General features: G+C 45.8%; 9 protein-coding genes. All 9 read right to left on the bottom strand.

All coding sequences use genetic code 11. The annotated features are described in order from the left end of the window. Window positions 1-241 precede the first annotated feature (241 nt). The gene (leuD, locus tag ODU39_RS01130) at window positions 242-835 is read right to left on the bottom strand and encodes a 3-isopropylmalate dehydratase small subunit (RefSeq protein WP_136670679.1); all 594 of its coding nucleotides are present in this window, start codon (window positions 833-835) and stop codon (window positions 242-244) included. Next, window positions 835-2,226, bottom strand: a complete 1,392-nt coding sequence (gene leuC, locus ODU39_RS01125; protein ID WP_398579671.1) for a 3-isopropylmalate dehydratase large subunit — start codon at window positions 2,224-2,226, stop codon at window positions 835-837. Before leuC ends, leuD begins: the two co-directional genes overlap by 1 nt. Continuing rightward, complete coding sequence (leuB, locus tag ODU39_RS01120; RefSeq protein ID WP_205040780.1) at window positions 2,223-3,275, bottom strand: 3-isopropylmalate dehydrogenase; 1,053 nt, start codon at window positions 3,273-3,275, stop codon at window positions 2,223-2,225. Before leuB ends, leuC begins: the two co-directional genes overlap by 4 nt. An 8-nt stretch (window positions 3,276-3,283) precedes the next feature. After that, the gene (locus ODU39_RS01115) at window positions 3,284-4,846 is read right to left on the bottom strand and encodes a 2-isopropylmalate synthase (protein ID WP_398579670.1); all 1,563 of its coding nucleotides are present in this window, start codon (window positions 4,844-4,846) and stop codon (window positions 3,284-3,286) included. Between the two features lie 457 nt (window positions 4,847-5,303). Further along, entirely contained in the window at window positions 5,304-5,534 is a 231-nt protein-coding gene (locus ODU39_RS01110; protein ID WP_136670675.1) for a GlsB/YeaQ/YmgE family stress response membrane protein, read from the bottom strand. A gap of 59 nt (window positions 5,535-5,593) precedes the next feature. Then, window positions 5,594-6,835 (bottom strand): aminopeptidase, encoded by a 1,242-nt coding sequence (locus ODU39_RS01105; RefSeq protein ID WP_398579669.1) that lies wholly within the window; start codon window positions 6,833-6,835, stop codon window positions 5,594-5,596. 348 nt (window positions 6,836-7,183) lie between these two features. Then, window positions 7,184-7,786, bottom strand: coding sequence for a nitroreductase family protein (locus ODU39_RS01100; protein ID WP_398579668.1), 603 nt, complete (start codon window positions 7,784-7,786; stop codon window positions 7,184-7,186). Window positions 7,787-8,021: 235 nt separating this feature from the next. After that, window positions 8,022-8,693, bottom strand: coding sequence for a LemA family protein (locus ODU39_RS01095; protein ID WP_161941005.1), 672 nt, complete (start codon window positions 8,691-8,693; stop codon window positions 8,022-8,024). 11 nt (window positions 8,694-8,704) lie between these two features. Then, window positions 8,705-13,096, bottom strand: a complete 4,392-nt coding sequence (locus tag ODU39_RS01090) for a PolC-type DNA polymerase III (RefSeq protein ID WP_398579667.1) — start codon at window positions 13,094-13,096, stop codon at window positions 8,705-8,707. Between the last annotated feature and the right edge of the window lie 92 nt (window positions 13,097-13,188).

Here is a 13,188-nt window from a genome sequence, read left to right as displayed (position 1 = left end):
ACATCTCAGCGCAGTGGTTGATTGGCAGATTTGTTCGTGTTTCACACTCCAAATCTGACCTAATCAACTGTGCGGGGGTGGGAAGACGAACTCTTTTTGACTTAGTCGAGTTCTTTCCCACTCCCAACGCTTGTAAAGTACGGCAAAGCGAGTTCAAATAATGATGAAATTATTTGAAGTTGGAAATAGGGAAACGGAGTTTCCTCATTCGTCGCAGTACTAAAAGATAAAATGGAAGACTCTAGTTTTGCCAGTAGCTTGGACGGTCCCCCTCATACTCAGCAATCAAATCCTGATACTGTAATGTAATACCAATATCATCTAAGCCATTGAGCAACTTGTGCTTCCAGTCCTGTTCAATGTCAAATGGGAATTCCCCAAAAGGCGTCCGTATCAACTGGTCTGCCAAGTCAACCGTGATTTCTTGGTCTGGTTCCAGCTGAGCCAGTTGGTCCCTGACTTCTTTGGGCTGGATAATGGGCAGAATGCCGTTGTTCAAGTCATTGTTGTAATGAATATCTCCAAAGGAGCCTGCAATGATGACCTTGAAGCCATAATCTGCCAGAGCCCAAGCAGCATGTTCCCTAGAAGAACCTGCTCCGAAGTTATCCCCAGATATGAGGATACTAGCTCCTTGATAGGCAGGCCGATTGAGAATGAAATCAGGATTATCCGTGTAGTTATCATCCAAATACCGCCAAGCATAGAGCAGATATTTGCCAAAGCCCTTTTTATCAATCAGCTTGAGAAACTGCTTGGGCAGGAGTTGGTCGGTATCAATATTATCATTCATGAGTGGAACGGTCGTTCCTATCCATGTGGTAAATTGGTGCATTAAACTCCCTCCTTGAGAATGTCTAGCTGTCTAGTGTCGACAAAACGTCCATAAAGCGCAGCTGCGGCAGCCATAGCAGGACTACACAAGTGGGTCTTGGCCCCAAAGCCCTGTCGGTCTTCAAAGTTTCGATTACTTGTAGAGGCGCAGTGGACACCAGCAGGTACCTTGTCTGGATTCATACCCAGACACATGGAGCAACCTGGATCTCGCCATTCAAAGCCTGCCTCCATGAAAATCTTGTCTAGACCAAGCTTTTCTGCAGCCCGCTTGACAGGGCGACTACCTGGAACGACAATGGCCGTAACCTGCTCTGCTATTTTCCGCCCCTTAACAATCCTAGCTGCCAGCTGCAAATCGCTGAGGCGAGCATTGGTACAGGAGCCTAGGAAGACATAGCCAACGGGAATGTCCGCAGCCTTTTGCCCTGGAGCCAAGTCCATATAAGCGTAGGCCCGCTCGTCGTTGTGATCACGGATAACTGGGAAGGTTCCATCGAAACTAACCCCCATAGCAGGCGTCGTTCCCCAAGTGACCATCGGTGCCAAGTCTGACACATCAAGGACCAGGTGCTTGTCATAGACCGTGTCCGCATCCGAGTAGAGCACCTTCCAGTCTGCCACCGCCGCCTCAAAGTCCGCTGGTGCACACTCACGACCTCGCAAGTAGTCAAAAGTGGTCTGGTCTGGAGCCATAATGCCCATCTTAGAGCCGAACTCAATGGACATATTGCAAATGGTCATCCGTTCTTCCATGCTGAGTCGGTCGATGACTGGACCAGCAAACTCCACCACATGACCCAGTCCACAATCCACGCCATAGCGGGCAATCAGAGCCAGGATAAAGTCCTTGGCATAGACACCCGCTTGAGCCTGACCGACAAACTCCACTAGGAGCCGCTTGGGCTTAACCTGCCAAATGGTCTGGGTAGCGAGAACGTGCTCCACTTCAGAAGTACCAATCCCAAAGGCAATGGCTCCAAATGCTCCGTGAGTCGCCGTATGGCTATCTCCGCAGACAATGAACTTTCCTGGCTGGGTCCTGCCTGTTTCTGGTCCAACCATGTGGACAATCCCCTGATGCTCCGAACCGTGGGCTGCGTGGGGAATGCCGAAATCTTCTATATTCTTCGCCAAAGCATCCATCTGAGCCTTAGAAATGACATCACGAATATTGTGAATATCAACGGTTGGCACATTGTGGTCAAAGGTCGCAAAGGTCAAGTCTGGTCGCCGAACAGGTCGCCCTGTATCCCTCAATCCTTGAAAGGCCTGGGGACTGGTCACCTCGTGGACATAATGTTGATCGACATAGAGGAGCTGGGGCTGCCCTTCCTGCCCTGTAATCACATGCCGATCCCAGAGCTTATCGAAAATGGATTTGCCACTCATGGTGACCTCCTTTCAAGCTGTTCAATAATAGCCGCTGTCATTTCTTTGGTAGAGGCGGTCCCACCTAGGTCTTTAGTGAAAATTCCCTGTGCAAAGACTTCTTCAACTGCCTGGCGAATGGTCTGACCTGCTTGGACCAAATCAAAACTTTCTTCCAACATCATGGCAACAGATAGAATCATGCTGACAGGATTGGCAATGCCCTGACCGGCAATGTCGGGTGCCGATCCGTGGATAGGTTCGTAGAGACTGGGACCTGCCACCGCATGACTAGCAGAAGGCAGAACCCCTAGCGTTCCTGTTAATACGCTGGCCTCATCCGACAAAATATCTCCGAAAAGATTTTCCGTCACCAAGACGTCAAATCGACTAGGATTGGTAATCAAAAGCATGGCTGCACTATCCACCAACTGGTGCTCCAAGGTCACATCTGGGTAGTCCTTAGCCACCTCATCCGCTACCTTCCGCCACAATTTTGACGTCGCCAGTACATTTTGCTTATCAATGCTGGTGACTTTTTTCCGTCTTTTTTGGGCTAGGTCAAAGGCAGAGCGGACAACTCGTTCGATTTCTTCTGCCTGATAGGTATTGCTATCGCTGGCTTGGTCTGTCTCCAGAATATGCTCTCCAAAATAAATCCCACCTGTCAACTCCCGTACCATGACCAAATCCACACCATCCAGCCGGTCGGCTTTCAGAGGAGAATAGTCTTTCAGGCTATCAAAAATTTTGACCGGACGGATATTGGCAAAGAGACCCAATTCCTTCCGAAGTTGAAGCAGACCTTGTTCTGGTCGAACAGCTGCATCATCATATTGAGGGCTACCGATAGCTGCTAACAAAATCGCATCCGCCTGACGGCAGGCTTGTAAGGTAGCATCTGGTAGAGGATGGCCAGCCGCATCAATCCCAGCGCCACCAAAAGCCCTCTCCTCAATCTCATAATCGAATCCTACTTGCCCAGCAACAGCCTCGAGGACTGCTAGGCCAGCCTCCATGATTTCAGGACCGATTCCATCACCAGCCAAGGCTACAATTTTTTTCGTCATATTTCCTCCTAGCTAGTTGGCAACTCTTTCTCAGATAGTTTCTTATCAATCTGTCCGCTATTTTCTTTCTGTACCATGACATTTGCATGAATATAGGCAATTGCAGAAGCCTTCAATACGTCAAAGTCAATACCAGAGGCGTTAAAGACGGTTTCCGTTGCCTTGTTTTCTACGGCGACAAGCACACGCGCTTGAGCATCAATTCCATCGGTAATGGCATCGATATGATAGCGTTCTAAGCTGATTTCCTGCTGGAAGAATTGGTCAATGGCATTAAAGACAGCCTCAACCGAACCCTTGCCTGACTCAACAACCACCACTTCTTCCTCATCTTGATTGATAAAGGTAACTTGAGCCTGAATGCTTCCGTCAGACTGACTATCCAAACGCAAATCTTTAAATTGGAAACCATCACGATTGCTAATTTCAGTCCCAGCTACCAAGGCACGAATATCTGCGTCCGTGATTTTTTCTTTCTTGTCTGCCAGATTTTTAAAGCGAGCAAACAAACTAGCAACGTCACTTTCTTCAAAATACAAGTCTAATTCTTTCAGCTTTTCCACAAAGGCATGGCGACCAGATAGTTTACCCAGTGGCAGAGAATTTTTCTTGACCCCTACCAACTCAGGTGTAATGATTTCATAAGTCAATGGATTTTTCAAGACACCATCTTGGTGGATACCTGACTCATGAGAGAAGGCATTGCCACCGACCACCGCCTTATTGCGTGGAATGGCAATCCCAGAAAAGCGAGATACTAATTCCGAAGTATTGAGCGTTTCCTTTAGAACAATCGGACTGGTCACATCGTAAAAATCTTTCCGAATTTCAAGGGCAACAGCTACTTCTTCAAGGGCCGCATTTCCTGCCCGCTCACCGATACCGTTGATGGTCCCCTCGACACGACCGGCACCGTTTTTAATAGCTGAAAGAGTATTGGCAACAGCCATACCTAGGTCATTGTGGCAATGGGGACTGAAAATAATCTCACGGTCCGATTTGACGTTGCTTGTCAAGTAACGGAAAATTTCTCCGTAGTGCTGAGGAGTCGTAAAGCCGACTGTATCTGGAATGTTGATGTAGGTCGCACCAGCATCTACCGCTGTCTGCACAACTTCTAGCAAATAATCCAACTCCGTCCGCGTCGCATCCTCTGGCGAGAACTCCACCACCTCAAAACGCTCACGGGCATAGCTGACATGTTCAGTAATTTGCGCCAAAATTTCTTCCTTGGTCTTTTGAAGTTTACATTCACGGTGAATGGGACTGGTCGCAATGAAAACATGAATCTGCGGATACTTGGCATCTTTCAGAGCCTCATAACAAGCGTCAATGTCTGATTTGACTGACCGAGCCAAACCTGTCACAGCCGTCTTGATCATAGCCGCCGCAATCTGACGAACCGCTTCAAAAGAATCAGGACTGGCTGCTGGGAAACCCGCTTCAATAGCAGAAATCCCCCATTTCTCCAACTGCTTGGCAATGGTCACTTTTTCCTTGATAGAAAAATTCACACCCGGCGTCTGTTCACCATCTCGCAAAGTTGTATCTAAAAATTCAATCACACGCATAAGAATACCTTTCTAAACAATTCAAACTTCAATACTACCGTCTTTTAGTTTGCTTTTAGTACTAGGCAACGAACCGCAGGCATAACTGGAGTTAGGCAAGGCGAGTTAACGAAGTAATAAAAGTAAACGAAATGACGATAAAAAAGAAAACACCTCGAGGATAACCACCTGCGAGATGTAGTCAACAGCGCCCGCTTGGTGAGCCAAACAGGACTAATGCATTCTTTCAGCACTAGCCCGACCGTCGCAACAACAAAGCAAAGAATTTTGTAGTGACAGGTTTCATTTGACTTTTTTCCTTTCAGTGTTCTGAAACCTGTTTTTACAGGTTCTTAATTGCTTACCATGATACCTTACTTATTTTCACTTGTCAATAGAAAAATGGAAATTTTCTGAAAAATCCGAACAATTGACAAACTAAAAAACAACCTCCCTTTTCAGAAGTTTGTTGATTTCCTTATCGTCTAGAACTGCTAAAAATTGCCACTAGGAGAATGGCTCCTAAAATGGAAGGCATTACGGCCATGCCAGCAAATTGTGGTCCCCAATCACCAAAGAGCAACTGGCCAATCCACGAACCAGCAAGCCCAAGAATAATATTTCCCAGACAACCACGACGGTCATCTGACGAAGTAAGAGCACCTGCAATCATACCAATTATGGCACCTGCGATAATACTTGTTAACATCTTGTATTCCTCCTATTCTTATAAAATAAGACTGGTTGCCCAGTCTTATACAAATATCATTAGATAGCCCATTCACCATCACGGAAGATTGGTACACGAGTACCGTCTTCACGGATACCGTCAATGTTCATCTTGTTTGAACCAATCATGAAGTCCACGTGAACATCTGAGCGGTTGAGACCAGCTTCTTTGAGCTCTTCCTGGCTCATTTCTGTACCACCTTCAATTGAGAAAGCATAGGCTTGCCCGATTGCCAAGTGGTTTGAGGCATTTTCATCAAAGAGAGTGTTGAAGAAAGTCACACCTGATTGAGAAATTGGGCTCTTGTCTGGCACAAGGGCAACTTCACCGAGACCACGTGCACCGGCATTGTCAAAGACCAATTTCTTCATGACTTCATCGCCTTTTTCAGCAGTCACATCTACAATCTCACCATCTTTAAAGGTTACTTTGATACCTTCGATAATATTGCCGTTATAGCTAAGTGGTTTTGTTGACGTTACATAGCCATCTGCCACACGGTAGTCAGGTGCTGTGAAGACCTCTTCTGTTGGCATGTTGGCAATAAAGTGTTCACCTTGGGCATTGACCGAACCAGCCGCTTCCCACAAGTGATTCTTCGGCATACCAAGAACGAGGTCAGTTCCTGGTGCTGTGTAGTGCAATTTGACAAACTGCTCGTCGTTAAGGACCTTAGCCTTAGCCACCAAGCGTGCCTCATGCTCTTCCCAAGCCTTGATTGGATCTTCTTCGTAGATACGGCAAGTCTTGAAGATTTGATCCCAAAGGAGGTCCACTGCCTCTTCGTCAGACGCTGCATTTGGAAAGACTTTTTTAGCCCATTCCAAACCAGAGGCTGCACCAAGTGTCCAACTAACCTTGTTAGCTTGCGTTGCTTGACGCATTGGCTGCAAAGCTTGGCTGAGTGCACGAGCGTTGCGAGACAATTTCTCTGGATCAACACCGTCGTAAGCTCCTGGATCTTCAGACAAGACAACCAAACGACTTGCCTTGCGCTCCAAGAGGTAGTTCATTTCAGTAACACGTTGTGGATGAACTTGTTCCAAGAGTTCCACATCAACATTGACCAAACGTTCACGCGCAATCACATCGTCCGACCAGTTGACCAAGACTTCCTTAGCACCGTGAGCATAAGCTTCTTTGACAATCAAACGAGCCAACTCAGCCTGTTCCACACCAATTGTCAATTGAACAGTGTGACCAGGTTGCACATTGATACCTGTTGAAACCAAAAGTTTAGCATATTTAGCGAGATTTTCTTTAAAATTTGGTAATACCATCTTTTTCTCCTTTGTACTTTGAAATACCCTATTATTGTATCATATTTTGAAGCTGGGCTGACAAAAAAAACTTCCTGACTGAGACAGGAAGTTGGAAAGGTTAGCTCTGGGAGATAGTTGAAGCCTGGAGACGAAACGAACGGAGTTCGTGTCAACAACCGCAGGCATAACTCAATGCTCTCTTATTTCTAGGCATTGACTTGAAACAGTCCCCCAGACTGCTTGCACAGTTAATGGACCGTGCAAGGTTGGAGATAAAGCGAACGGAGTTCGTGTCAGCAAGCCGAAAGTTGAACTGAAGTTCACCAAGACAAGCTGACAACGAATATTTTCAATTTTCGAAGAATACTAGTTACCAAAAACTTTTACACGGTCACTATCCGCCATATAGTCTTTCTCCGCTGCCGGAGCTGCGATGCTACCAAATGGTGCTTGAGCACGGAGTTTCCAGTTAGCTGGAATGCCGTATTTTGCTGCAACTTGTGCATCAACCAACGGGTTGTAGTGTTGTACGTTCATGCCGATATTTTTCTCAGCGAAAGCCAACCATACTGCGTACAAGTTGATACCGTGAGCTTGTTCAGACCAGATCGGGAAGTTTTCAGCGTAAAGTGGGAAGCTTTCTTGCAAGCCTTTGACAACATCTTGGTCTTCGAAGAACAAGATGGTACCAGCACCAGCCGCAAAGCCTGCCAAACGACCTTTTGTAGCTTCAAAAGCTTCTGCAGGTGTTACTTTTTCCAATTCGCTGTAGGCAATTTCGTTCCAGAAAGCGTCTGATTCAGCACCGAAAAGTACAACGGCACGACTTGATTGTGAGTTGAAAGCTGATGGCGATTCTTTCATGGCTTTCTCAACAAGTGCTACTACTTCTTCGTTTGATACAGGTAGATCTTTACCAAGTGCATAGATAGAACGGCGAGTTTCTTGAAGTTTTGCAAAGTTTGACATATGTTTTCCTCTTTTCTTATTGTTACTACATAGTAGCTTTTATCACTATATAGAGATTGTATCATTATTACTAAGTAGTGTCAAATTCCTAGTCTGACTTTTTTATACTCCGTGAAAATTAAGATAGTTACAGCAGATAGTCTGATTTTCATAAAGTAGTAACAGAGAATTTACAAAAAGATGGCAAAAAAAGCCTATCAAATACTTAAGATACATTGATAGACCCTTCTTTATCTTATAGCCCCAACATCTCGTCTGTAAAATCAGTCAGCGAATGTTCCTTATAAAATTCCAAGTCCTTCAGGCGAATGATTTTGGCAATGATGCTAATCGGAAACTGATGCAACAGAGTATTGAAGTACTCAACCTGTTGATTGTATGAAATCTTCCATTGTGCTAAATTATTTTCTGTTTCAAAAATTTCATTCAGTAACCTTTCAATATGTTTATTGGCCATCAATTCCGGCATTTGACGCAAAAATTGACCAAATTCTTGTGAACTTTCAATCTTGGTGGATTTCATAACAGTTTTTTCTTCAACCGTTCGAATTTTGGAAACGGATTTATTGATGTCCAAAATGGTTTCTTTTTCAAGATTCTGGTGTTTTTCAACCAAGCGGTTTGCTTTCTCCATCAAGGCCTGATTGCGCTCTTCAATAACAACGATATGACTTTTACTAGCTTTCGCGGCTTGTTCAACCTGACGAAGCTGGTTATACTTCATAATAATATGGAGAATGAAACTCGTTAGTATACCAGCAATCACAGTAAAACCTGGAAAAGGTTCGTAAATACCTGATGATGATTCCGGTGTGGCAAAAGATAAGATCAATGTCCACAAGATAGTAGAAAGCAGTACTAGACCAATTCCTTTTAATAACTCAACTAAAATATTTCTTTTTTTCATCATTTCCTTTTTTAAAACAAATCATCAAAGAGACTCAACTGGTTATCCTCTGGCATTTTACCGAGAATGCCCATTTCATCCATTTTTTCAACAAGCGTACCTGACAATCCACCACGTTTACGGAGTTCTGTCTTAGAGAGAAATTCTCCTTCGGCACGCGCCGCCACAACCTGCTTGGCAACGTTCTCTCCCAGACCATCCATAGCGACAAATGGTGGGATGAGGGTATCTTCTTCAATCAGAAAGTCGGTCGCATGGGATTTGTAGAGGTCCAACTTACCGAACTTGAAGCCACGTTCCAGCATCTCATTGACCAACTCTAAGGTCGTGTAAAGGTCCTGCTCAACGTTTGAAGCCTCATTGTTTTTCTTCTTGAGGGCGATTTCTTCCATCTTAGCCTTGACTTTATCTAGACCGCCCGACATGGTCGCTAAATCAAAGGCCTTGGCACGAATAGAGAAATAAGCACAATAGTAGTAAAGCGGGTGATGAACCTTGAAATAGGCAACCCGCAAGGCCATCATAACGTAGGCAGCCGCGTGGGCTTTAGGGAACATGTACTTGATTTTTCCACAGGATTCGATGTACCAATCTGGAACCTTGTTATCCTTCATGGCTTGTATGTAGCCATTTCTCTCTTCCTCGGAAATCTTGAGCCACAAGCCCTTCCGTACCCGCTCCATGATGTTAAAAGCCATCTTAGGTGGCAAACCTGCGTGCATGAGGTAAACCATGATGTCATCCCGACAACCGATAACAGTAGATAGATTAGCAATTCCTGCCTTAATCAAGTCCTGGGCATTGCCCAACCAAACGTCTGTACCGTGCGATAGACCAGATAACTGCAAGAGTTCCGAAAAAGTGGTCGGTTTGGTTTCCTCCACCATCCCCCGTACAAAGTTGGTTCCAAATTCAGGAATGCCCAGCATACCTGTCGGTGTCCCAATCTGCTCTGGGGTAACTCCCAAAATTTCCGTACCAGAAAAGAGGGCCATCACTCCCTTGTCATCAGCAGGAATGGTCTGCGGATCAATGCCCGACAAGTCCTGCAACTTCCGAACCATGGTTGGATCATCGTGTCCCAGAATATCGAGTTTCAAGACGTTTTCATCAATATCGTGGAAGTTAAAGTGGGTGGTCTGCCAGCTGGCCGTCACATCATCGGCAGGATACTGAACAGGTGTAAAGTCATAGACATCCATGTAGTCAGGGAATACGATAATTCCCCCCGGGTGCTGACCAGTCGTCCGTTTGACACCTGCCGCGCCAGCAGCCAACCGCTCTACTTCCACATCTCGATAGAATTTGCCATAATCCCGCTCATAGCCTCGGACAAAACCATAGGCAGTCTTAGCAGCTACCGTACCTACCGTTCCTGCACGGAAGGCATTTTCCTCCCCGAAAATATCCCGAACATCCAAATGGGCAGACGGTTGGTCATCCCCTGAGAAGTTCAAGTCAATATCAGGAACCTTGTCTCCATCGAAACCAAGGAAGGTCTCGAAAGGAATGTCCTGTCCATCTTTTTTATACTTGGTCCCACACTTTTCACAATCCTTGTCTGGCAGGTCAAAACCTGAACCATAAGAACCATCTGTGATAAATTCACTGTGCTGGCAATTTGGACAGACATAGTGAGGAGGCATAGGGTTTACTTCGGTAATCCCAATCATGGTCGCAACGAAACTGGAGCCGACAGACCCCCGTGAACCCACCAGGTAGCCCCGCTCATTTGACCGGTGCACCAACATCTGCGACGCCAGATAAATCACGGCGAATCCATTACCCAGAATGGAGGTCAATTCCTTCTCAATCCGCAGATCGATAATATCTGGCAGAGGATTGCCATAAATTTCAAAGGCTTTTTGATAGGTCAATTCCGCCACCGTTTCCTCGGCCTTCTCAATATAAGGCGTGTAGAGGTCGGTCTTGACTACCTGAACATCTTCAAACCGATCGAGCATGGCATTGGGATTGGTAATGACAATCTCACGCGCCAGACTTTCTCCCAAGAATGCAAATTCGTCCAACATCTCGCTGGTCGTTCTAAAGTGAGCTTTAGGTAGTGGTGCTGGTTGGGCATTCTCACCATTTCCGATGGTCCAGTTAATCGGTGCCCCTTGACCTAGAGCACGAACAATGATTTCCCGATAGATTTCCTCTTCGGGGTCAATATAGTGAACATTTCCTGTCGCCAAAACTGGCAGACCTGCCCTACGTCCTACCTCAATCAACTGCTTGATAGTCTCTTCAATCTCTGCCATGTCCTTAAACTGCTCCTTGGCAATCATGGGAGCATAGAGGGCAGGTGGCATGACTTCGATAAAATCATAATAGGCTGCCGTTTTAACCGCTTCATCTATCCCTTTGGAGAGTAAATCATCGAAGACCTCGCCCTCTTGACAGGCTGTTCCCAATATTAAGCCTTCACGATGGGCATTGAGAACGGTCCGTGGAATACGTGGAACTCCCTCAAAATACTTGGTATTAGAAAGAGAGACCAGTTTGAACATATTTTTCAAACCAACTTGATTGATCACATATAACGTGGCATGCTTGACACGAGCCTTCTTATAGGAATCCTCCGCAATCAGCTCCGTATTTAGCTGGTTGAGATTGGTCAAATTGTGCTTCTCCAGAGCATCTTTTAGGAAGATGAAGAGCAGGCGCCCTGTCGCCTCCGCATCGTAGTTGGCCATGTGGTGATGTTCAAGAGCAACACCAAATCGCTTGGTGAGAGGACCTAAACCATGACGCTTAAAGTCGGGGTAGAGGTTACGAGCAAATTCCAAGGTATCAATGACAGGCTGGCTAATAATAGGTAGGCCTGCTCGTTCATAGTTGACATTCATAAAGCCAACGTCAAAGGTCGCGTTGTGGGCAACCATGACGGAATCTTGACAGAAATCTAGAAACTCACGCAGGACTTGTTCCAGAGGTTTAGAACCGCGCACATGCTCATCAGTGATTCCTGTCAGATCTGTTGTAAATTGACTGAGCGGATGACCTGGATCGATAAATTCATCAAATTCCGCAATAATATTGCCCTTATGCATCTTAGACGCTGCAATCTGAATTAAGGCATTATTGACCGCAGAAAGACCGGTCGTTTCCACGTCAAAGACCACATAGGTCGCTTCGGACAGGACTACATCTGCTTCGTTGTAAGCAATGGGCACAGAGTCCTCGACAATATTGGCCTCCATCCCGAAGAGCGGCTTAATCCCAGCTTTACGGGCAGCATGATAGCCATGGGGGAAGGACTGGACATTGCCATGGTCAGTAATGGCCACCGCCTTGTGTCCCCAAGCCGCAGCACGTGCCACCAAGTCCTCAACAGCAGGCAGGGCATCCATGGTAGACATGTTGGTATGAGCATGAAACTCGACCCGTTTCTCCCCTTCAGGCATAAGATCCTTACGGATTTCCTTCTTGACCTCTTGGATTTCCTGCACGTTCATAGTCAAATCACGAGTGAAATTATTAGTCTCCACATTGCCTCGCACCCGCAACCAGTTGCCCTTTTTGACCATATCAAACTTCTGAGCCTCTTCCTCATTCTTAGCCCACTTCTGCAAGGTGAAGGACGAAGTATAGTCGGTCATCTTAAAGTTGATAATGACCCGCCCCGTCTTGGTCGTCTTCTGCTCGACCTCAAAGACCAGTCCCTCAAAAACAATCCGGTTCTCCTCGCTATCCACCTCAATCATAGGCGTAATCTCAGCCTTTTCGATATTGACCTTGGCAGGACGATTTTTCTTATATTCTGGGACAAATGGCTGAGCTGCCTCTGGTGGTGGCGCCATTTGAGCCAATTGTTCAAGGGCCGCCAAGTTTTCCTCATTAGCCTGCTGGTAAATTTCTTCATTTTGCGCATGGAAAATCTCCGCTTGTTGCTGCGTCATTTCCTGACAGACTTGGATGTCCACCGCAAGATTGCCAAAACCAAATCGCTTGTATTGTTCCACAAGATTTGGCAGATGATTCTTCCGAAAATGATCTGTATCAATGGTTTCAGGACCTTTTATCCACAAAACACCATCTCTATAAGTTACCTCTAATGGCTGAAAAAGAGCCTTGAAGCCTGCACTCTGGCACAAATCTTCCGTAAAAGCTTCTGGATAATAAGCTTCTACCAAACCAGCTTCAAAGGCCTCCGCATCGCTGACAATAGAAAATTGAATCTTATTGCCCACCTTTTCAAACTCCGTCGCCAAACGAGCCTTGAAGAGTTGATAGTCCATGAGCGGCAAGGGGGTTTCAAAACGGAAGGTAAATTCCCAGAGTTTGCTGACCTTGTGCAAGACTACTTTCTCAATCGTTGCAGTCGAAAAAGCCCCTGATTGTCGTGCATCAAGAGGCATTCCGATTTGTTGTAGCAAGAGTTGAAACTTATCTGACATACTTATTTCCTTTGTAGTTTATTAGAAACATTTTACCATAAATGAAAGAATTTTTCTTGGACTAAGCCAGGGACTTTTCTGGCAGGACACTA

This window comes from Streptococcus sp. 2021WUSS126, assembly GCF_044427255.1.
In the GTDB taxonomy this organism is placed as follows: domain Bacteria; phylum Bacillota; class Bacilli; order Lactobacillales; family Streptococcaceae; genus Streptococcus; species Streptococcus hashimotonensis.
This window is presented reverse-complemented; position numbering and strand designations above follow the sequence as displayed.